Raw genomic sequence first — 21,048 nt, 5'->3', positions numbered from 1 at the left:
ACGCGCTTAAGCGTTTAAAGCTACAGTTTTCTACAACTTGAGTCTATGGCAGGCGCAGTCACCCCATTTTACGTAATTACGCCAGACGGTGATTGAGGACGATTCCTGAACCTTCGGTCCCCAGAAAATCGAGAATCCCTCCATTGACTCCGGTAGAATACGGCAGACTCGACATGTTCTTGCACCACTAACCTCGACAAGGAGGCCTCCGATGACGACGCCACTCGAGACACTCATTCAAGCAGGCACCAAAGTTTGGCTCGATTCGATCGATCCGCAGCTGGTCGATAGCAATTACAAGCTCGGTGTCTCGGGGGCGACCTCGAACCCGGTTATCGTTTCCGATTTGATCAAATCGGGCAAATTCGACAGCTGGATCGAAGAACTGACCTCGCAAGGAAAAGAATCGGGCGAAATTGCCTGGTCGATTACCAATCGACTTGTGCAGAACGCGCAAGATGTCTTTCTGCCGGTATGGGAAAAGACCGAAGGCAACGACGGCTACGTCAGCTTCGAGCTCGATCCGCTGCTGGAAGATCCTGAGCGCAACATGCCGCACGAAGAACGAGTCGCTAAATACATCGAGCTCGGCAAGCACTGGGGCATCGGCCATAAGAACCGCATGATCAAAGTTCCTGCGACACCAGCAGGGATTGATGCGTTGGAAGAATTGTGTGCCGCTGGCATCACCTTGAACGTGACACTTTGCTTCACGATGCGTCAGTATCATGCGGCCCGTGAAGCGGTCTGGCGTGGTGCTCAGCGTCGCGAATCGCTCGACGGTTTTAAGAGTGTCTACTCGATCTTCGTTTCCCGCGTCGACGTTTACACCGAAAAGCATATCCCTGATCTGAGTGACGAGGCCCAGGGCCAGTTGGGGATCGTCAATGCGAAGAACATCTGGAAAGACAACGACGACTTCTGGAAGTCAAAAGGTTTGAAGCTGCAGCAAGAGTTGATCTTCGCATCGACCGGTACCAAGCTTCCTTCCGATCCACCATGGAAGTACGTCGCGGCATTCGCTGGCGACGGCATCGAAACCAACCCGCCCAAGACGAACGAACTGGTTCAAGAGAGCGGTAAGGCATTCGAGAAAGAAATTGACAAGATGCCATCCCAGGCCGTCCTCGACGAACTGGAAGCCAAGGTCGACTACGCCGATCTGGAAAAGGTTCTGATGGAAGAAGGGATCGCCAAGTTTGCCGATCCACAGAAGAACCTGCTGCAGTTGATCGAATCGAAGAAAGCAGCCGTCTAGGGCTTGCTACTCCGCAAATCACCCTCCGGCCAGCCTTTCACGGTGGAGGCCGGAGCGTGCAGCAGCGGATCGATCTTCGAAGCCAATGGCTGACCATCTGGGGCAGTGTCTTGATTGAACAGCACCGCCCACGTCACGCCATCCGCGCGGGAAACGAGCAACGTCGAAACGCCCGACAGACTTCCGTTGTGCCAGCAAGTCCATGGCAGCAGACTCTCTTTCGCCGGTCGCACCATCCAGCCGCAACCGTAGTACGCTGTCGGTGGCGACTGCTTCCCGTTGAGCTTCGGCGGTGCGAACATCGCCCCCATGCTCTGCGAAGACAAAAGCGGCTCTTCAGCCGGGAAGAACAAACCCGACGTGAACTGCACCAGATCGCTGGCGGATGCCAACCAACCGCCTACCGGTGCGAGGTTCTCGATACGCTCGGCGCCGTAAGGAAAGGGAACCTTCGCCGGCCCTTCGTCGGCGAGAACATAGCGTCCAGTCCGCTCTTGGCCGTCGCGATACTCGACCTCGCCCGAGGCACGATCCTCAGGCAGCGTTCGCGCCAAACGCATCCCCTCGACTCCTAGCGGCTGCAATACTTCTTGCTTCACGAACTGGTCATAAGGTTGTCCGCTGACCTGCTCGATCATCTGCCCCAGCATCAAATAACCAACGTTAGAGTACGAAAACTTCTCGCCCGGAGCGAAGTCGAGCGGACGTGTGAACGCGAACTGCAGCAGGTCTTCGGGAGACAACGGGAAAGACTTCCCCAGTTTCGCCTTGATCTGATGGCTCATGGCGAATGGATCGCCTGAGGCAGGCGTATCGAAGCCAGCGGTATGCTGGAGACAATTCCGCACGGTTACCGTTGCCAGACGCGGGTCCACCCATTGCCTCACATCGTCCGGCAAGTACGGCGTTTTTAGCAACGGCATGATCGGTTGATCGAGCGTGACTTTCTGTTGATCGACCAGCTTCATTACCGCAGTGGCGGTGATCGATTTGCTGATACTGGCGATGCGAAATAAAGACTCGGGTTCGACTGGCTTCGTTCGAGCCTGGTCGGCGTAGCCGAATCCTTTCGCGTAGACCAGCTTGCCGCGATAGCCGACCGCCAGCGAAGCACCCAGCGGTTGGTTCTCGCGAAAGAACGTTTCCATGACTGCGTCAAACGTGGAAGGATCTTTCAGGCTATGCCCCGTCGAAACGATGGCTTCCGCGTCCTCGTCTGCCCGAGCGATCTTGCTTCCAAGCAATGCCACAACCGCAGCCGAAGTCGATTGAAGCAGCCAGGTTCGTCGTGATTGTCGATCCACCATCAGGCAGTCTTCCCTTTACTCAGGCAAATAGCCAAATTTGCGGAACCAGAGCCAGGTATCTTCCAGCGTCTGATCGAGCGGACGGTTTTGATAGCCCAATTCCGCTTTCGCCTTGTCGCTCAGGTAGTAATGGAACTGGCTGGCGATCTTGATGGCGGCCGAGTTGACTTCCGATTCCGTACCATCCATTTGCGAATACGCATCGCCGCCAAGTCCGACGAGCATCGCAATCACCGGGCCGAGTCGTCCCCACGGAGGTCGTCGACCGGTGATCTTCGCCATTCGCTTCCATAACTCAAAGTAACGCAGGTTCTCGCCGGCGAGAATGTAATTCTCACCACTCCTTCCCTTGGTCATACCTTGAATGATTGCCGCTGACACGTCCCGAACATCGCAAGTACTGCCACCACCACGTGGTGCCATTGGTGGCTGCTTTTGCACAACTGAAACCAGCATCCGACCGGACGATGGTTTCCAGTCCCATGGCCCGAACATCAAGGCCGGGTTCATGAAGACAACGTCGAGACCTTCCGACATCATTCCCCGCAGCTCATCTTCCGCTTCGCGCTTGGTCAGCACGTAAGGACATGGAATCTTTCCTTCGCGCGGCGACTCTTCCGTGGCAGGCTCGTCTTCTTTGCCAACGCCCAGGGCATCGACCGACGAAACATGGACCATGCGGACGCCGTTCTTAATCGCGGCTCGGCCAACCGCTTTCGAGCCCTCGACGTTCACCTGCCGCATGGCCTTGCCCTTGGTCCAACCGATGTGAACCATCGCCGCCGCATGGATGATCGCGTCGACGCCACGCGCGGCAGTCATCACCGTTTCTTCGTCCCGTACATCGCCTGGAACGATCTCGACATCGAGACCTGCCAACGAACGATCGGCCCGAGGATCACGCACCATCACTCGAACCTGGTGCCCTTGTTCTAGCAGCATGCGGGTCACATTATTCCCGACTAATCCGGTTGCCCCAGTTACGAGTGCCAACACTGTATCTCTCCCCAGACGTCAATCAGCGGTGTGTAGTTCTAGTTTGATTGTGTTTCAAGCCAAACCAAATTGACATAGTTTGTGGCCTTTTGTCCTCTGACGACGGCCACAAGCCGACGAGACCGTGTCTGCCAATCTCGTGCCAGATAAGCAATCTCCGGTTCGTTCTTATTCTTTTGGTTCGACCTGGGGGGCTGTGACTCTTCATGGGAATCCGGATGATCCTCTGCTAGCGATGCGATCGCGGACTTCTGGGTCCCCGGGCCGATGCCAACGGGCGACCACCAATCGAATCGATTCTCCCGCAATCTGACCAGTCGTGACCAACCACCAAGACTGCGTTTGTCAAAGTGAGCAAATCGAGCCCACCACCACCTTCGATACACCATCAACCAGCCCGAACGGACTACCTTAAGGAAGCTTCACTTCCACTGTTTTAATGCGTGGGCGAAGTATCTTCCGCAATGCGTATTTTCAACGGTTTTGAGATCTAGTTGATTTACTAGTCACGCGATATAGTTACGAACCGCGGTTTTTCTCACTTGGTCGGTTTTCGATCTTTTTTCATCCTTTCTTTTGCAAGAGAAACACCAATGTCGCAGCCCAATATCGTCCGCGCTCAGCGCGGATTCACCCTCGTCGAACTTCTGGTGGTGATCGCTATCATTGGAGTTTTGATTGCCCTGCTGCTGCCTGCCGTTCAACAGGCACGCGAGGCCGCGCGCCGTATGCAGTGCTCGAACAACCTCAAGCAAACCGCCTTGGCAATGCACAACTATCACGATGTGCATGGTCAATTTCCGCTGCCTGGTATGAAGGCCAACGAGATCGGTTGGACTGCGTCGATTCTTCCGCAGTTGGAACAAAGCTCGATCGCCGACCAACTCAACTACAACGAGGGCAAGCACAACATTGCCAGCCGGATGAAGTTCGGCCCGGTGAAGATCGATGCCTACCAGTGCCCCAGCGCCCCTGGCACCGATATCTATTCGCCTCGTACCGACGAGATGTACAACGGCGAGCAGTCGTACGTCGCCCATTACTTCGGGATCCTCGGTCCTGTCGGCACCAATCCAGCCACTGGCGGCAACTATGTCTGCAAAGACATGTCGGAAGAGTTCGGCGGCGAGTGCACCGAAGGGATCTTGTGGCAGTGGGGCTCGAAGATGCGAGACGTCACCGACGGCCTGTCGAACACCTATTTGCTGGGCGAAAACTCGTGGCGCGAGATGCCTTACCGTCGCTGGTGGATGCGTGCCAAACTGGAAGACGCTACCCGTGGCACGCTGTACTTGTTGACCAAGAACGTTCAGTACCCGATCAACAGCGGCAACAGCGATAAGTGGAATACGGTTGCCTTTGGCAGCATGCACCCAGGCGGCGCGATGTTCTCGCGTGGCGACGGCTCGGTGGCATTCGTGGCCGAGACCATGAATTTCGACGCGTTCCTCGCAGGAGCCAGCAAGGCAGGAGGCGAAGCGATCAGCTCGCAGTAATCCTTCTCAGCTCGTTCATGCACTTCAACTTTGGGAAAGGAACGATTCGATGAACTCCCCACGTTTTCGTTACCTCGCCCTTCTCGGCATCGCCTTGATGGGCATGGCCGTCGGATGTAGTTCCGGCAATGGCCTGCAAACGTATCCGATCTCGGGCACCGCAAGCTACGGCGAAAAGCCGATTCCACGCGGCTCGATTACCTTGATCCCAGACGCTCAGAAAGGGAACAGCGGAGCCGCTGTTTCGATTGAGATTATCGACGGCAGGTTCGATTCTTCCTCGTCACAGCGAGGGCATGTCGGCGGGCCGCACATTGCCCGCGTGGTCGGACTGGATGGCAATGGGGATGGTGATCTTTCCCCCAAGGGTCAGATGTTGTTTCCCGACTACGAGATGGAAATCGAGCTTCCTGAAACTGCATCGAAGCAAGATATCGTCGTGCCAGGCGATCTGAAGCTGCCTAAGACGCGAACTTCCAGCGGCCGGGGAGCCTAGCGAAGTTCGAACAAAAAAAGGACGCACTCCAAGGGCAGAGTGCGTCCTCCCGCTTCCGCGGTTTGCGTGGACTCAAGCGTCGCCATTTCGAGTAGCGACGATCGGCCTAATTACTCTTTGTCAGTCGAACCGGCTTCAGCGAAAGCCTTGTCGACGTTCGAGCGAGTTTCTTCGTTTTCCAGTTCGGCGTAGTACTTGTCCGAGGTAACCTTCGGAGCAGCACCGATGACCTTCTTGTCGGCGTCGATCATCGCGGTGTACTGGTCGTCCTTGGTCTTGGTGACCTTCAGCTTCTTAGCTGGAATTGCGGTGTAGCTTTCACCGATCCCGAGCGTTCCACCCGAACCCATGATGAAGTAAGCAGCTTCACAAACTTCCTTGTGATTGAACACGATGTCTTCAATCGCACCAACCGATTCGCCGCCATTACCCTTCACGTCCAGGTCCATCATTTCCGAGACCAGGAACATGTTGTCGGCTTTCACCTTTTCGGCGTTCTGCGCCTTGAAGTACTTGCTGTTTCGTTCCTGGAACGAATCAACGGTCAGGTCAGCAGCATGCTCGAGCGACAGAGCTGGAGCGTTTTCCAGGTCTTCAGCAGTCATTGGCAGGCTTACTTTCAGAGTCTTTTCGTCGCCATCTTTGACCCACTTCAGGTCAACAGCTTTGGCCGGAACACCGTGGTTGGTTTCACCAACACCAGCGAGACCGCCGCTGCCGATCACCAAGTAAACCACTTTACCGTCCTTGGTGGTCACGATGTCGTTGACCGAACCGATGGTATCTTCTTGGTTCGATCCGTAAACGCTCGCGCCGATCACACGACTGGCAGCGATACGCTGATCACCAGACTTCTCGACCTTGGTGGTCGAAGTTTCAGACTTGTTCTCTTCCGTCTTGGCGTCATCGGCAACAACCGGGGCGACCAGACCGAGCACGAGGAAAAGTCCTAAAATACGAGTCACTAACATTGCATCATCTCCAAATAGAAACTGAATTTTGTTCAGGGTTGCAGGAGTAACATCGCAACTGCCATACCGGCTTTCCGTGACTGCAGAAAAAAAAGTGCGAGATGGTGATTTCTTCGAAGATTGAGGCGAGTTCTTCACCTCGCAGCCCTATTTATCCATCGACATGAAGATATTCGTCGAAGTCTGGTATAGATGGTCTGATCGTTTCCCGAACAGACTGCTCGCCAATCCGTCAGCGAGCAGTCCAGGGCAGTCGGGAAAGCTTAACAGTCAGGATCCTGCGAATAGATCAGCAGGCTATAAGGACTGATCGAAAGCGTACCGGCGTGGGTCATGCCGTCGTACGCTTTCTCTTCTGGCGTCAGTTCTGCCACCGTGGACGAAACGAACGTCGCGTTATAAACCGACGCGGCCGAATTGAGTCGCAGCTTCCAGTTTCCTCCACAAGGAAAGCCGATCTCGTACTCTTCGATCGCTTCGCTGGAGAAGTTCACCACGACGATCACATCGTCACCCTTGCCATGGTCGGCCCAGCGCTGATACGCAATCAACTTCTTTTCATCGTTGCGATGGAATACCGATACATGCTGTCCCTGCAAACCACGGGTGACGCCTGCCAGATTGCGGCGGGCATGGATCATATCGCGATACAACAAGCCAACCCCGGGGAACTCTTGCTTACGATCCCAATCGAGAGGCTCGGTATCTTGAAACCAGCCATCCTGCAGCATTTCTTGTCCCTGGAATAGCATCGGAACGCCAGGCGTGGTCAGCATAATGCCCGCTGCTAGCGTCGAGCGGTGCCGGGCATAGCCATCGGTTGGATCTTCCGGAGCAATCTCGGAAGGCAACCGCTGCTTTCCGTTGGCAACTTCGTCGTGCGACTCGGTATAGACCACGCGTTCGAAGGCATCGAGGTTATAGCGGAAGGTGATTGCGCGAATCAATTTGTTCAAATCGCGACCATCGTCACTCGGCTGCATGGCAACATCTCGGACCGGATGGACGAACTCGGCGTCCCACTGGCTCGAGAAATTTGCCCCACCTTCCGCAGCCGTCTTGGTCAGATAGCTGTTGGTCTGCAGGTCTTCGGCGATCAACATGATGCCTGGCTTTAGTTCGCTCAAATCTTTGTTGATCCACTGCGTCAAACTCCAACCTTCTGGCAGTTCGTCGCTCCCGTCGACACTTCGCATGTAAAGCGTCATGTCGTAACGCAAACCGTCGACATGGTAGTCGTTCACCCACATCATGGCGTTGTCGTAGATGAACTGACGGACTTCGCCACGACCATAGTCAGGCCGCGTGTCGCCCCACGGAGTCTTGCTCCGCCAGTCGTTGTAGAAATAGATGCCACCCTTTTCGTTCTCGTTCCACAGATCGAACTGCCAGATATCGAGATCGCTCGGACCGAAGTGGTTGTAAACCACGTCTTGGATCACGCCGATCCCACGTTCGTGGGCGGCTTTCACGAAGTGCTTGAAACCGCGTGGCCCGCCGTAGCTGCTTTCCACCGCGAAGATCTGGGCCGGGTTATACCCCCAACTGATGTTGCCGGCGAACTCGCACAGCGGCATCAACTGGACGACGTTCACGCCCATTTTCACAAGGTGATCGAGTCGACGGATCGCGTCACGAAACGTGCCGACGGTGTCTTCATCGGTCCGGTTGAAGGTCCCAAGGTGCATCTCGTACAGGACGACTTCATTCCAAGGGGGCAACTGATAGTTGTCGTCGCCCCAGTCGAAATCGGTTCGATGGATTACGCTGTTTCCAACGGAGTTGGTCACTTCGCGCGCGCGAGGATCCATGCGGCTCGCTTCCTGATCGCCACACTTCAGTACGTAGCGGTATTCGTCGCCGGCCTTGGCTTCGGCGACATCGATATACCAATTTCCATTTTCTTCCTGCTGCATCGGCATCGCCGACGCATCCCAGTCGTTGAAGGTTCCAACGATACTGACTTGGTCCGCGTGAGGTGCCCAAAGACGAAATGCGACGCCAGACTCATGCGGGATCGGTCCCATGCCCAAGTGGACCGGAGATGTTGCAGACGACGAACCGGATACGGTTGCCATGGTGGTTGTTCCTGTTAGTGGTTGATAGGTGAAACGTCTCTGCCTTCTCGCAACGGCGACCGTTGCGATGGCGTTCCGACGATATTTCTGCTGGCAAAGAGGTCATGCAGAGAGAAAAAAAGGGCGCCGTGGAGGCCGACTCGAAATCGGGGGTCTCCAAGCCGACTGACCACGGGCCACTTGCCTGCTTTCTGGAATTTTTCACAGACTTACAAAAGTTGCGAAAACAACCGCGGAAGGAGGAAAAATCCTTAGTAGGCCAATCTTTGCTCCCACGTTCTTTCACAACTGCCCGGCCCTAAAATGCATTGCCTGTGCCAAAACAGCGAGAACGCTCGAATTTCGAAGCCAAATCGAAGTCAGGCCCCCAAGACGCAGGTAAAATGGGGAAGAACGCTCCCTTATACGTTTTAAGAGTCCCCCTGCTGGCTGGCTGATTCCGAGTCAGGCTGATCCGAAATCACGCTTGTCGCAACGGGTGTGGCTGGCTACAAACCAATTTCATATCGCTCGTTCTTCCAACTATCGCCATAAAAGAAGTATGTCGCCTTCCCATTCCCATCCCGATTCGATCCAGCCCGCCGAACAAACGGAGTGGGTGAAGTCGCGTCGGACGATGCCAGCATGGTTGATGTCGCTACTGGTTCATGCGGCGATCGGAACGCTTTTGATTCTGACGGTTCAAACCGTTAGTAAGGGAATCGGGGAAGAGCCCGCTCGTCAGGGGAGCATTACCTTGGCAAACCGCTCCGAGAATTCGACCGAATACTTCGATGGCGATTCGAGCCAGGCTGCCAATGGCCAGGCAACCAGCGACTCGGAGCAAGCACAGCGAGCAGTTGAACAGGCGATGCCAGCACTCGACCTTCCTCCCAGCACGATGGGAGATCTACTTCCGCGCGGCGACGAAGCGCTCACCGGCCAAGATGCGACCGGGCTCCCCACGGCCGGCGGGATGACGCAGGGGGGCGCGCCCTCCAAAGGTGGTCTCGGCAAAGAGGGCAAGACATCAGTCTTTGGTGCCGAAGGACAAGGGTCGAAGTTTGTTTACGTCTTCGATCGCAGTGCCAGTATGTACGGACAACCACTTGCCGCGGCCAAACAAGAGTTAATCAAGAGTCTGCACGACCTCGATAAGCTGCATCAGTTCGCGATCATCTTCTATAACGAGAACCCTGAAGTCTTCAGCCCGCGCGGGGATCGCCCTCAGCTGGTCTTCGCCGATGAACAAGGGATCAACCTGGCCGAGCGTTTCGTACGTGGGGTGATCGCCAGCGGCAGTACGTCGCACGTCGACGCGTTGGCGTTGGCCTTGAAGATGAATCCCGACGTGATCTTCTTTCTGACCGACGCTGATCAGCCGCAGTTGTTTCCGGCCGACCTGGAACGGATTCGCAAGCTCAATCGAGGGGTCTCGATTCATGCCATTGAATTTGGGTATGGCCCCTACGATGGGCGACGGAACTTTCTGGTAAAATTGGCCGAAGGCAACGACGGCAGCCATGTCTATGTCGACATATCGACGCTCGGCCGCAAGCCTTCCTATTGAACCACGTTTGCTGACAAGGACCTCCGTTGCGACGTCGTGCGATCCGACCCACGCTTTTGATTCTGGCCTTAGCTTGCTTCGCCAAGCTGAGTCCTTCGATCTGCGCGGGGGAAGATGTCGTGACGCTTCGCCCTACCAGCCCAGGTTCGCCTGCCACCAAGGTGCGCGGCAACGTCCTCGATTACACCGGCCAAGAGCTCACGCTGCAGACACCGACCGGTCCGACTTCGATCGCCAGCGACAAGATTGACTTCGTCGAGACCGACTATCGCCCCGATTATCTGGAAGCGAAGAAGCTGCTGGTGGCCGGGCAGTCGAACGAAGCAATTCGCCTACTACAGCAAGCCGCCACGACCGAAACACGGGCATGGGTTCGACGGCAGATCCTCGCCGATACCGCCATTGCGATGCATAACGCCGGCCGCATTGTCGAAGCCGGGAATACCTACCTCCAGATCGTGGCGGAAGATCCCCAGACGCAATGGATCGCAGCGATGCCTCTCTCGTGGTTCAGCCTTGCGCCGGACTTCGATCGAGACCGGGTCGCGCGGCAATGGCTCCAGCAATCGACAGTCCCTCAAGCACAACTGCTCGGAGCGAGTTGGCTGCTAAGCACGTCCGATCGTTCGCAGGCAACGAACGTCTTGAACACGCTGCGCCGCAATCCTTCGCCGCAAATTGCCATGCTGGCCGAAGCGCAGTTGTGGCAAACCAAAGTGGTGACTGCCACCGCGCCCGACGTGAAGCAATGGGAAAAGCAGCTCGAAGCAGGCGTCCTTCGCGAAGCCGCGCTTGCGGGACCTTACCTGGTGGTCGGGAAGGCATGGCGTCAACTCGATAACGACACCCAGGCCGCACTGGCTTTGATGCGGCCGCCGATCCTTTATCCCACCCATCGCCCGGTTGCCGCTGAGAGCTTGCTGCAAGCGGGACGATCGCTCGAACGCGCTGGCCAAAAAGGCGAAGCCATTCGCGTGTTGCGAGAAGTACTCGAAAAATATGGCGACCAGCCAGCTCGGCAGGAAGCAGACATCTTTATCAAACGACTAGCTGGTGCAGGAAGCAACTAGGAGACGACCTTGGCGAATCTGACTCGAATTGGAATTTGGTCCGCATGCCTGATCGTGCTGCTTCTCGGAATGCTCGGCTCCGGTTCGTCGCTGTTTCCAGCCGCTGGCCCGCAAGTCGCCGCGGCCCAAGACGCCGGACCGGCTGATCCAGTTCCGGAAGCAGCCGCCGCGGCACCTCCGCAGAAGACAGGCATCGTGCAGATCATTCTCAGCGGCGGCATCGTCGGCGGCTTGATCCTGATCTTCCTGCTGGCGTTGTCGATGACGGCGGCTTATCTCGTCTTTGAACATGCGATGACCATCCGCAAGACCGAGATCATGCCAGCCGAGCTGGGTGATACGGTTCGCGATCTGCTATTGGCTGGCAAGGTACAAGACGCCGAGCGGACTTGTCGCGAGCGTCCGAGCTTCCTTTCGTTCGTGCTGCTCAGCGGAATTGCCGAGCTGGATGGCGGCTGGTCGGCCGTTGAAAAAGCCTTGGAAGATGCCACCGCCGAACAATCGGCGCGCTTGTTCCGCAAGATCGAATACCTTTCGGTGATTGGCAACATCGCTCCGATGGTCGGGCTGCTTGGTACGGTCACCGGTATGATCTTCGCCTTCCAGCAAGTCGCCGCGACGCAAGGCGCTGCCGGCGCCGGCGATCTGGCGGAAGGCATTTATCAGGCTCTGGTCACAACCGTCGGTGGTCTGTTGGTGGCGATTCCTTCGCTGGGTGCCTTCGCGATCTTCCGCAACTGGGTCGACGAGCTCGTCGCCGAAGCCGCTTACGTGGCCCAGCAGGTCTTCACACCGCTAAAGCGTCGCAAGCGAGCCGCTCAGGCCACCAGGAGCTAAGTCGTCATGCGTGTGCCGACCAACCTGAAACGAGGCGAGGCCGAGTTCAACATGACGCCGATGATCGACGTCGTGTTCCTATTGATCATCTTCTTCCTGGTTTCCAGTCATCTGGCGAAGCAGGAAGCGCAGATGCCGCTGCCTCTACCGGCGGCCGAAAGCGGGCACGAGATCGTCGACGATCAGATGGCCCGCGTCGTGATCAATATTGAAGCGGACGGCACGCTGATCCTCGCAGGGCGTCGCGTTCCGGCTGAACAACTGGTCGAGCGTTTCGCCGCCGAACGAGAACGATCGGGCGACTCGATTGAAGTCCGCATCCGCTGCGATCGGGCCACACCCTACGCGAACGTGAAGCCCGTGATGCTGGCCGCCACAGAAGCTGGTATCTGGAGCATTGCCTTCTCCGTCATTCGTCCGGAGGATGCCCCCTGATGAAACGCCCCAGCCCTTATCGCGATCGCCAGACGCTCCAGGTCGCCATGACGCCGATGATCGACGTCGTGTTCCTGCTGTTGATCTTCTTCCTGTGGACCGCCAGCTTTCAGATCGTCGAGTACGCTTTGCCTAGCAGCGTGTCGCAGCCACAAGCAGTCGGGACCGAAGCAGAGAAAGAACTGGAAGTCGAGGACTTCGATCAGATCGTCGTCCGTATTACTGAAAACGGCGGCAAGTACACCTACGTGGTGAACGACAATCGTTCGCAGTCGGTCGCCGAGGTTCGCGAAGTGCTGGCCGCGCTCGCGTCGATCCGCAGTGACGTTCCGCTGATCATCGATCCTGATGACCTCGTTCCTGTCGGCCGAGTGATCGACGTGTACGACGTTAGCCGGCTGCTGAACTTCCAAGAGATTCAGTTTGCCGTCGAGCTGGAATAGGGAAGGGGACCTGCGTGTACATTCGTCTCGCCATCGCGCTGCTCTTCTGCCAGGCTGGTTTCTCCGTGGCCTGGGCGGACTCTGGTTTGGACGATGATCGTCGGATGATCGACGGTTTATTGCAGCGTCAGCTATTTGTCCTAGCAGAACGATACGCCGCCGAACGAATTGTTTCCGATGCGGTCTCACCAACCGATCGCGCCGAAATGGGAGCGGAACTGGTACGTGCTTACACGCTGCACGCCATGAGCAGCTCGCCTTACGAACGCGATCGCTGGTGGAACGCGGCCGCCTCGGTCTTGCCCCAATTTCAGACGCAGTTTCCTGACTCAGCCGCGTTGATCATCATTCAGGTGCAGTCGGCCAACAGCATGTTGGCTCGCCTTCGACTGCTGCGGCAGGAAGGGGAAGTCTTCAACGACGACGCCAAACTAGCCGAAGCCCAGTCACTCGCCGCAGAAGTTGTGCAGCAATACGAACAACTGCAAAAGTCGGTCGACGAAATGTTGCGACTCTCGCACAACGCTCGCCAGCCAGGGCCTTTCACGCCAGATCAGTTGCTGGCTCTTTCCCGCCGCGTGACACTGAGCCAGGCCGAGGCATTCGAGGAACAAGGGTTGTCGTATCCGCTCGATTCGCTCGATCGAACCAGCGGCATGAGCCAGGCCATTCAAACGGTCGAACCGCTCACCAAGCTTCGCCCCGACACAGGCGTGCTGTGGCCTTCCCGCCTGCTCGAGATGCGTGCGCTGCGTTGGCTGGGCCGGTTGGATGAAGCGGACGCTCGGGCCGCCTTCCTCCTGCAGCAGCAACCCCCGGCTCAAGTTGCCCTGGCCGCCAACGCCGAGCGGATTCGCGTGGCACTGGCTCGCAACGACCTGGAAGCCGCGACGGAGATCATTAACCAGGGACGCGAACTGGACGGGCAGATTTCGCCTGAGTTCGACTTCGCCTGCTTCGAGACTTTTCTGGCGTTATGGAAACAAGCCGAAGAAGCAAAGAACGCGGCGGACGTTCAGAAATGGCAAAATCGCTCGGCCGCGGTCGTCAAGCAACTCGATCAACTGCATGGCTCGTACTGGGCCCGGCGAGCCGAACAGCAGCTGACTGGCACCGCCTCGACTGGCGGAACGGAAAACCTCGATCTGATTCGTCGCACGGCGGAAGGTTACGTTCGGCAGCAGCAGTGGGCCGAGGCACTTAAGAACTATGACCTGGGAGCCGCGGCCGCTCGTCGCTCGAACCAGGGAAGTGGCGAATATGAGATGAGGTTGGCGGCCGCTGCCGTCGCATTGAAAGCGAACGATCTGCCCGATGCCGTTCGACGTTTGCGAGAAACGGCGTTGGAATTTCCTGCCCAGAAGGATGCGTCGCTCCGGCATCTGACGGCGGCTTATTACCAGTCGCAAATTGCCCGACAGTCCAATCCCCCGCAGCTCGAACCGTACATCGCCTTGCTGCGCGAGAACCTCAGCCATTGGCCCGAAGGAGAGCCAGCCGCTCAGGCCGCCATGTGGCTGGCTCAGATCGAGTTTTCGCAAGGGCATTGGCGACAAGCGACCGAGGCCTATCTGCAGATCCCGCCGACATCGACGCACTTCGCCTCGGCGGTCGAAGGCGTTCGTCAGGCATCCTTGAAATGGTTCCAAACTTCGGCCAGCAATGGTCAGTTGGTTCCTATGGATGTGAAGAAGGTGATCGACTACTTCGAGAAAGTCATCCTGCAAAGTTCGCCCGAGGGTCCCGAGTGGACACCTACGATGCGACTGGCCGCCGAGAGCGCGGCCCAGTTGTGGTTGAATTACACCAACCAAGGATACGGCAGCGCGAAGGCACTGCTGGATGTTGCCCTGCAAGCCAATCCGAACGCACCGGAAGGTTGGCGAAGTCGGTTGGAGTCGTTACAGGTGATTGCGTTGGCCGGCCTGGGCAACCTTAACGAAGCGAAGGCCAAACTGCAGCAGGCCCGCGACGACAGCCCGACACACTTGTTCGAGGTCCTGCAGGCGCTGGGGCAGATGTCCGGCACCGCCTCGCCGATGGTTCGACCCCAGATTGCGGAAATCGAGCTGACCGTGATCGGCATGTTGAAGCCCAATCTCGGCCAGCTAGATGCCGCAATGCAGATGGTGATTCACCTTCGTGAAGCGGAAGCCTTGGCCGCCAGCGGCAAGCTGGACGAGGCGATTCAGGTCTATCAGCAACTGGTGGCCGATCATCCGAACGAAGAAGAGGTTCAGCTTGGCCTGGCTCGGATGTTATCGCGAGGAACGACGAAGCCGCTCCAAGAGCAAGCGCTGACGCATTGGCGAACGATCAGTCGCAAGAGCCGGACAAAGTCGCCAGCCTGGTACGAAGCCAAACTGGAAATTGCCCGGTGTCATGTGAAGCTCGGGGATCCCGAAGAAGCGAAGCAGGTGGTTCGCTACCTGCAAACACTTTATCCCGATATGGGCGGTCCCGAAATGAAATCTCGTTTCGTGCAATTGATGCAACAAATCTCGAATCCTTAATACGGCTCCATTCGTTTCATAAAGCCTCTGGCCTTCTGCCGGGCGAATGTTCCCAGCTCGAGGCATTAGGCACCAAAAGGGTTGGTGGCCTTGATCGGGCGGCAAACATGCAGGCCGAGGACGATCGCGGTCAAGGCACCGAAGAAGATCAAAGCGGTTTCAAACTCGAGCATGGGTCTGGTCTCTTACGAAAAATTTTCCTGGGGTGGGCTTCGTTGAGAGCCTAGTAATTCACTCGGTGTGCCAAAAGATTCGAGACACTTTCCGAATCTCGAAATTCGGCAAATATGCCCGCATTACCGGGCCTAACCGACAGGCTCTCACGCAAGCACCGGAAGGAGGAGACCATGCTTGTTGTCGAGACGATAACATCCTTCGCGACTTGAGATGTCCAGGCAAGGGCCGCGACGCGATTTTGTAGGAAGAAGCATCCTCGGCGATAGCACGTTCGCTGCTGTCAGCGATGCCAGGCTGAAGGTAGCAGAGCAGGGGAGCGAACGTCAAAGTTGGTCCGCTGGCAAGGCGCATGAAAAAAGCGAAGCCCTCAATGGTGAGAGCTTCGCTTCGAGATATTCGAGATGCCGAGGCCGAGAAGACTAAGCTTCTGGCTTGGCTGCTGGGGTCGGAGCAGCGGTTGCTGGAGCGACTGGCTGTTCGCTGTAGCTACCAGGAACGTAGCCTTCTTCGGTGATGACGTGGCCTTGGCCACCGCCGTAGTAACCGTTGCCACAGTTACCGTTCGGGCAGCTACCGATTTTGTCGTTCCAGTGTGGGCGATGGTGGAAGCCCATGTGCCAGCCATAGTTCAGGTTGGCGGCATTCCAGGTCCAAGGACCACGAACGTTGTAAACGCCGAACTGACGGGTGTCGCTTGGGTGGTAAGGAGTGATTCCCAGGCTGCTTGGGCTGCCCGTGATTCCACCGACTGGCGTGACACCAAACTGGTGATAGATCGGCGTCATGCGGCTGCTCGGCACGCCCCACGAGTAATTGGTCTGCATGTTCGCGTTCGGCGGAACAACCATCGCGACAGGCGTCTGATAGTTCTGGTAAGCATAGCCACCGTGCCACGGCAGCTCGGAAGCATGCTGGGCGTTGGCTTCGTTGCTATATCCACGTCCCCACAGCCAACCGGCTTCAGCGGTTTGCACGCTGCCGGCAAACGTCAGGCCGACGAGGAGAGCGAGAAACAGTCGTGTCTGGGTCATCGTCTGGTTTTCCTACGTGAAGCGAGGGGACGCTGTCCGGCTCGAATTAGGTTCGATTAAAAGAATGGGTTGTAAGGGTTCAGCAGCGTACGACCGCCGTACCAGTGGACCTTCGTGCGGTTGAATCCCTGGCCACCGTTGTAGTAGTGGTAGTACGTGCGGTGATGCTTGTACAAGAATTCGTGCGGATTCAGCGGCGGATAGGTGATGTACGTTTGCGGAACGTACGGTGGAGTCGTGATCGGAGCGGTGTACATCGCAGCCGGATATCCGTAGTACGGGTCGGCAACGTAGTACTGGTTCATCATGCCACCTTCGACCGAAGGGCTGGCGTATTCGTTCGCCTGGGCCGGCGTGCCAATAGTCAGCGCGGCCGCGGTCGCAGCCAGTGCGAACAAGCAAGTGGTAACGATGCGTTTCATCCGATTGATAGCTCCTGCCATTTAACGGCAACTGGATAACCACGAGTCCGTGGCAGTGTTTGGGTTGGCTCTACCTGTTATGGGAACCTGGTCCAATCCGCCGCCTTTGGGTATTTCGGCAATCTGCGCGGGTCAGATAAGTCCAGACCTTCCGTCCTTGGTTAGATCGGCTATTCCGATCGCAGCTCTGAGTCTTTCTGAGCCTATCGTTCCAAAAGCCCCTATTCTTCCGACTGTAACAGTCGCCCCTAAGTTCCAGAGACTGCCACTATCCCCGCAATCGGCAAACTTTACTACAATCGGCGATTCGACATTCATCTGCCCCCTCGCCCAAGTCGAAGAGTGGCTATAGGGTGGAGGCAAAGGGAAGCCAGTTTCCGGCCGGAATCTCTCCCTATTTTGGGGTTCTGGCCCGCGTCGAATGATGCCCAACCGTTGCTGAGGAGTTTTCACGTTGTCGGAAGGCGCCACTACCACTGCGAATGGATCCGCAAACAAGAAGTCAGCCCCGCGCCGTGCCACCGCCGAATCGATGGCCAAGAAGCAGCGCGAGATCTCGGTTAGCGAGTTCTTTGCCAAGAACCGCCACATGCTTGGCTTCGACAATCCGCGGAAGGCGTTGTTGACCACCATCAAGGAAGCGGTCGACAACTCGCTGGATGCTTGTGAAGAAGCGGGCATCCTGCCGGAGATCTGGGTGCATGTCGAACAGACCGGCGAAAGCCGCTACAAGGCTGCCGTCCAGGATAACGGCCCCGGCATTCTGAAGAAGCAGATTCCGTTGATCTTCGGCAAGCTGCTGTATGGCTCGAAGTTCCACCGTCTGCGCATGAGCCGCGGTCAGCAAGGTATCGGGATCAGTGCCGCCGGCATGTATGCCATCCTCACTACCGGCAAGCCGATCAAGATCGTCAGTAAAACGGGCAAGACCAAGTCGGCTCACTACTACGAACTTCGTATCGATACCAAGGTGAACAAGCCCGAGATCCTCAACGGTAAGGGGGACGGCGAAGACATCCCGCCCGGCGAGAAGGGCGAAAAGTACATTCAAGAAAACGGCATTGAGTGGGAAACCCATCTCCATCCCGAGTCCCCCGACCAAACTCCCAAGCCATTGACCCACGGCACCCGCGTCTCGCTGGAACTGGAAGCCAAGTATCAGCGTGGCAAAGGGAGCGTCGACGAGTACCTCGAACAAACGGCAATCGCCAACCCGCACGTCACGTTACACTACACCGATCCGAGCGGCGTGCAGCGAACCTATCGCCGGGCGACCGATATCCTTCCGCCGGAAGCGACCGAAATCAAGCCGCATCCTTACGGGGTTGAACTTGGTCGACTGGTCTCGATGTGCAAAGAGAGCAACGAGTCGAGCCTCTCTGGTTTTCTGACCAACTCGTTCTCGCGCGTTAGTCCCACGATCGCGAAGCAGATCTGCGACAAGGCTAAGCTGAGCACGCGGATGCGGTTGAAGCGAATCGATCGCGACCATGCCGAACAACTGTACTCGGCAATCCAGGATACCAAGATCAGCAATCCGACTACCGATTGCATCGTCCCGATCGGGGAGGAGCAGTTGCTCAAAGGGCTGCACAGTGTCGTTCCGGCCGAGTTTTATGCGGCTGCCACGCGTCCGCCTGCCGTCTATCGCGGTAATCCTTTCCAGATCGAAGTGGCGTTGGCCTACGGCGGCAATGTCGAAACGCAGAAGATTACCAAGGATCTGCTGAAAGAGTTGCTGTACGAAACCGATGCCCGAACGGTCCGTCAATTTTTGATTCTGACGTTCAATGGCTTGGGGCCCGATGCCGCCGACAAGATCTTGAAGACGTCGAAGCTGGGCACGCGTAAGAGCCCCAACAAGATGAAGCCGAAAGAGGTCGACATTCTCTTCGACGCGATGCAAAACGTGAACGTGAACGAGGGGCAGTCGATGAACGTTTATCGCTATGCCAACCGCGTTCCGCTGCAGTTTCAGCATGGCGACTGTGCGATCACCAAGACCATCGCCGGCACCAACTGGCGGTCGTATGGCTTGTCGCAATCGCGTGGCAATTTGCCAAGCGGTCCGGTCACGATCATGGTTCACATCGCCAGTGTCTGGGTACCGTTCACCAACCAGGCCAAAGAAGCGGTTGCCAGCTACGACGAGATCCAGAAGGAAATGCGACTCGCCCTGCAAACGGTCGGTCGCAAGCTCGGCATGTTCCTGCGTCGCCGCATGAAGGTGAAGCAGCAGGCCGATCGCCGAAGCATCTTCCGACGTTACCTCGGCGAAGTGGCCCAGGCCGTCAGCGACATCAACGGTGTCGAGAAAGACGACATCTACGAAAAACTGCTTCAGGTCGCCAAGAAGAAGACGGCCGAAGCGGATATGGTCTTGGACGAAAGTGGCAAGGCAGTCGACCCGGCTCAAGCCGATTACGGCGGCGGCGTCTTGATTGTCCAGAAGGACGAAGAAGAGATGCTGGCCGAAATGCTCAATCGTCCCGCCGAAACGGCATCGACGGGCAGTTCAGACGATGCCCAGAACGAACTGTTCGATGCGGACGAAGACGAAGGAGACGAGGAGTAATCAACCTGCTTCTTTCCGTATTTCGATTTACACGGAAGCCTCTGTCAGAGCCAATCTGATGGAGGCTTTTTGATGCGCTGTCGCGTTTCACTCGGCCACCTTCCAACCACCGCAACCATTCTCAGTACCATGTAAGCACCTGCTATACACTCGTCCTCGTATACGGTGAAACGGCGATCTGTTAGCAAGCTTCTCCCAGGATCCCCTTCGTCTTGCGGGCAGGCATTGCCCTAGCCAGAAGGGAACAGCACCCCTGACGCTCCACACTTTTTTATTTTGTATATTTTTCCAATTGACACCCCAGCGAAAGCCATATATCACGGGATATATCACAGCCCACCTCCTCCTGTCTCATCTAGATCCCTTATTTCGGTGGAAGGATTTTCCCATGAAAAAGCGAGCCTTCACGCTCGTCGAGCTGCTTGTGGTGATCGCCATTATCGGTGTTTTGATCGCCCTGCTGCTTCCGGCCGTTCAACAAGCCCGCGAAGCCGCTCGGCGGATGCAATGCAACAACAACCTAAAACAAATCGGCCTTGGACTTCATAATTTCCACGACACATACGGCCGATTTCCGGCGAGCTACGGCTTCAACAACCAGGCCAACGCCGGCAGTTGGGTGAAAGCTTGGGGCTGGGGATCGCGGATCCTTCCGTTCCTCGAACAGTCTGCCCTGCACGACCTGTTGGGTGTTTCACGTCGCGAATTCAACAACGCGTTGCCAGGCAATAACTCTTCGAGCTGGCCAGCGGTTGAAGTCGCTGCGATGCGAACGCCACTCGACGCATTCATTTGCCCCAGCGATCCTGGCGACGACATCAATACCTCGGTCGACTTCTGCCACACCGGAGGCCCCGACAGCACCAAGCCTGCTAAGAGCAACTATGCCGGTGTGATGGGACACTACACGACGAACTGGTACGCTTCTCCTTCGGCCAGCATCCCCAACCAACATGGCGTGATGAATCCGCAGGAAGGGGCTCGCATGGCCGACATCACCGACGGAACGAGTAACACCTTTGCCATCGGCGAACGGGACTCGATCCATCATGCGGCTTACTGGGTTGGCCCAGGCAACGTGAATTCAGAATCGTCGTGGTCTTCGCCGAAGGCGATCGGACGCACGTTCGGCCAGAAGGTGAACCAGCCGTTGGTCGGACGGTTCTACCTCGCTTTTTCGAGCCTTCACCCAGGCGGAGCCAACTTCCTGTTCGCTGACGGCAGCGTCCACTTTATCGCCGAAACGATCGAGTCGAAGGAAGGTCTGAAGAACGACGGAAATCCAGCCGCGTGGTACACCTCGTACAGCGATCTCGATACGTCGACTGTCGGTGTTTATCAGAAGCTCGGTTTACGTGACGATGGCCAGTCGGTCGGACAGTACTAAACCTAGC

17 protein-coding genes are annotated in these 21,048 nt (G+C 56.9%); 11 read left to right on the top strand and 6 right to left on the bottom strand.

The window, feature by feature from the left end; all coding sequences use genetic code 11:
- Nucleotides 1-211 precede the first annotated feature (211 nt).
- Nucleotides 212-1,258, top strand: a complete 1,047-nt coding sequence (locus ABD890_RS12695) for a transaldolase family protein (protein WP_345089691.1) — start codon at nucleotides 212-214, stop codon at nucleotides 1,256-1,258.
- Here the strand turns inward: ABD890_RS12695 and ABD890_RS12690 are convergent.
- Both ABD890_RS12690 and ABD890_RS12685 read right to left on the bottom strand, forming a co-directional pair.
- Nucleotides 1,255-2,565, bottom strand: a complete 1,311-nt coding sequence (locus tag ABD890_RS12690) for a serine hydrolase domain-containing protein (protein WP_345089688.1) — start codon at nucleotides 2,563-2,565, stop codon at nucleotides 1,255-1,257. The genes ABD890_RS12695 and ABD890_RS12690 overlap by 4 nt on opposite strands.
- A gap of 15 nt (nucleotides 2,566-2,580) precedes the next feature.
- Nucleotides 2,581-3,561: an NAD-dependent epimerase/dehydratase family protein gene (locus ABD890_RS12685; RefSeq protein WP_345089685.1), complete on the bottom strand. Its 981-nt coding sequence runs from the start codon at nucleotides 3,559-3,561 to the stop codon at nucleotides 2,581-2,583.
- A gap of 593 nt (nucleotides 3,562-4,154) precedes the next feature.
- Between ABD890_RS12685 and ABD890_RS12680 the strand changes: the two genes are divergently transcribed.
- Nucleotides 4,155-5,057 carry a DUF1559 domain-containing protein gene (locus ABD890_RS12680; RefSeq protein WP_345089682.1) on the top strand — a complete coding sequence of 301 codons (903 nt, stop codon included), beginning with the start codon at nucleotides 4,155-4,157 and terminating at the stop codon, nucleotides 5,055-5,057.
- Between the two features lie 49 nt (nucleotides 5,058-5,106).
- On the top strand, nucleotides 5,107-5,553 hold the full coding sequence (locus ABD890_RS12675) for a hypothetical protein (RefSeq protein WP_345089679.1): 447 nt from the start codon (nucleotides 5,107-5,109) through the stop codon (nucleotides 5,551-5,553).
- 110 nt (nucleotides 5,554-5,663) lie between these two features.
- On the opposite strand, the gene ABD890_RS12670 is transcribed toward ABD890_RS12675, so the two are convergent.
- Nucleotides 5,664-6,524 carry a PRC-barrel domain-containing protein gene (locus ABD890_RS12670; protein ID WP_345089676.1) on the bottom strand — a complete coding sequence of 287 codons (861 nt, stop codon included), beginning with the start codon at nucleotides 6,522-6,524 and terminating at the stop codon, nucleotides 5,664-5,666.
- Nucleotides 6,525-6,787: 263 nt separating this feature from the next.
- Nucleotides 6,788-8,602 (bottom strand): alpha-amylase family glycosyl hydrolase, encoded by a 1,815-nt coding sequence (locus ABD890_RS12665; RefSeq protein WP_345089673.1) that lies wholly within the window; start codon nucleotides 8,600-8,602, stop codon nucleotides 6,788-6,790.
- 541 nt (nucleotides 8,603-9,143) lie between these two features.
- On the opposite strand from ABD890_RS12665, the gene ABD890_RS12660 reads away from it, so the two are divergent.
- The 6 genes from ABD890_RS12660 to ABD890_RS12635 are packed head-to-tail and all read left to right on the top strand — an operon-like array spanning nucleotide 9,144 to nucleotide 15,449.
- On the top strand, nucleotides 9,144-10,151 hold the full coding sequence (locus tag ABD890_RS12660; protein WP_345089670.1) for a vWA domain-containing protein: 1,008 nt from the start codon (nucleotides 9,144-9,146) through the stop codon (nucleotides 10,149-10,151).
- A gap of 26 nt (nucleotides 10,152-10,177) precedes the next feature.
- Nucleotides 10,178-11,221, top strand: a complete 1,044-nt coding sequence (locus ABD890_RS12655) for a tetratricopeptide repeat protein (RefSeq protein WP_345089667.1) — start codon at nucleotides 10,178-10,180, stop codon at nucleotides 11,219-11,221.
- A gap of 9 nt (nucleotides 11,222-11,230) precedes the next feature.
- Entirely contained in the window at nucleotides 11,231-12,058 is an 828-nt protein-coding gene (locus ABD890_RS12650) for a MotA/TolQ/ExbB proton channel family protein (RefSeq protein WP_345089664.1), read from the top strand.
- A gap of 6 nt (nucleotides 12,059-12,064) precedes the next feature.
- Nucleotides 12,065-12,493: an ExbD/TolR family protein gene (locus ABD890_RS12645; RefSeq protein WP_345089661.1), complete on the top strand. Its 429-nt coding sequence runs from the start codon at nucleotides 12,065-12,067 to the stop codon at nucleotides 12,491-12,493.
- Nucleotides 12,493-12,936 carry an ExbD/TolR family protein gene (locus tag ABD890_RS12640; protein WP_345089658.1) on the top strand — a complete coding sequence of 148 codons (444 nt, stop codon included), beginning with the start codon at nucleotides 12,493-12,495 and terminating at the stop codon, nucleotides 12,934-12,936. The genes ABD890_RS12645 and ABD890_RS12640 overlap by 1 nt, the downstream gene beginning before the upstream one ends.
- 14 nt (nucleotides 12,937-12,950) lie before the next feature.
- Entirely contained in the window at nucleotides 12,951-15,449 is a 2,499-nt protein-coding gene (locus ABD890_RS12635) for a tetratricopeptide repeat protein (RefSeq protein ID WP_345089655.1), read from the top strand.
- Between the two features lie 596 nt (nucleotides 15,450-16,045).
- On the opposite strand, the gene ABD890_RS12630 is transcribed toward ABD890_RS12635, so the two are convergent.
- Both ABD890_RS12630 and ABD890_RS12625 read right to left on the bottom strand, forming a co-directional pair.
- Nucleotides 16,046-16,657: a hypothetical protein gene (locus ABD890_RS12630; RefSeq protein WP_345089652.1), complete on the bottom strand. Its 612-nt coding sequence runs from the start codon at nucleotides 16,655-16,657 to the stop codon at nucleotides 16,046-16,048.
- A gap of 56 nt (nucleotides 16,658-16,713) precedes the next feature.
- Nucleotides 16,714-17,079: a hypothetical protein gene (locus ABD890_RS12625; protein ID WP_345089649.1), complete on the bottom strand. Its 366-nt coding sequence runs from the start codon at nucleotides 17,077-17,079 to the stop codon at nucleotides 16,714-16,716.
- 454 nt (nucleotides 17,080-17,533) lie between these two features.
- On the opposite strand from ABD890_RS12625, the gene ABD890_RS12620 reads away from it, so the two are divergent.
- Both ABD890_RS12620 and ABD890_RS12615 read left to right on the top strand, forming a co-directional pair.
- The gene (locus tag ABD890_RS12620; protein WP_345089646.1) at nucleotides 17,534-19,654 is read left to right on the top strand and encodes a DNA topoisomerase VI subunit B; all 2,121 of its coding nucleotides are present in this window, start codon (nucleotides 17,534-17,536) and stop codon (nucleotides 19,652-19,654) included.
- Nucleotides 19,655-20,042: 388 nt separating this feature from the next.
- On the top strand, nucleotides 20,043-21,041 hold the full coding sequence (locus ABD890_RS12615; protein WP_345089643.1) for a DUF1559 family PulG-like putative transporter: 999 nt from the start codon (nucleotides 20,043-20,045) through the stop codon (nucleotides 21,039-21,041).
- The last annotated feature ends 7 nt before the right edge of the window (nucleotides 21,042-21,048 follow it).

It is taken from the genome of Bremerella cremea (assembly GCF_039541315.1).
Classification (GTDB): domain Bacteria; phylum Planctomycetota; class Planctomycetia; order Pirellulales; family Pirellulaceae; genus Bremerella; species Bremerella cremea.
Note: the sequence above shows the minus strand (reverse complement) of the source record. Positions and strands in the feature narration are given on the sequence as shown.

Coding starts and splice junctions, on each gene's coding strand:
- ABD890_RS12695 (WP_345089691.1), top strand. CDS start 212: ATGACGACGCCACTCGAGACACTCATTCAAGCAGGCACCAAAGTTTGG.
- ABD890_RS12690 (WP_345089688.1), bottom strand. CDS start 2,565: ATGGTGGATCGACAATCACGACGAACCTGGCTGCTTCAATCGACTTCG.
- ABD890_RS12680 (WP_345089682.1), top strand. CDS start 4,155: ATGTCGCAGCCCAATATCGTCCGCGCTCAGCGCGGATTCACCCTCGTC.
- ABD890_RS12675 (WP_345089679.1), top strand. CDS start 5,107: ATGAACTCCCCACGTTTTCGTTACCTCGCCCTTCTCGGCATCGCCTTG.
- ABD890_RS12670 (WP_345089676.1), bottom strand. CDS start 6,524: ATGTTAGTGACTCGTATTTTAGGACTTTTCCTCGTGCTCGGTCTGGTC.
- ABD890_RS12665 (WP_345089673.1), bottom strand. CDS start 8,602: ATGGCAACCGTATCCGGTTCGTCGTCTGCAACATCTCCGGTCCACTTG.
- ABD890_RS12660 (WP_345089670.1), top strand. CDS start 9,144: ATGTCGCCTTCCCATTCCCATCCCGATTCGATCCAGCCCGCCGAACAA.
- ABD890_RS12645 (WP_345089661.1), top strand. CDS start 12,065: ATGCGTGTGCCGACCAACCTGAAACGAGGCGAGGCCGAGTTCAACATG.
- ABD890_RS12640 (WP_345089658.1), top strand. CDS start 12,493: ATGAAACGCCCCAGCCCTTATCGCGATCGCCAGACGCTCCAGGTCGCC.
- ABD890_RS12630 (WP_345089652.1), bottom strand. CDS start 16,657: ATGACCCAGACACGACTGTTTCTCGCTCTCCTCGTCGGCCTGACGTTT.
- ABD890_RS12625 (WP_345089649.1), bottom strand. CDS start 17,079: ATGAAACGCATCGTTACCACTTGCTTGTTCGCACTGGCTGCGACCGCG.
- ABD890_RS12615 (WP_345089643.1), top strand. CDS start 20,043: ATGAAAAAGCGAGCCTTCACGCTCGTCGAGCTGCTTGTGGTGATCGCC.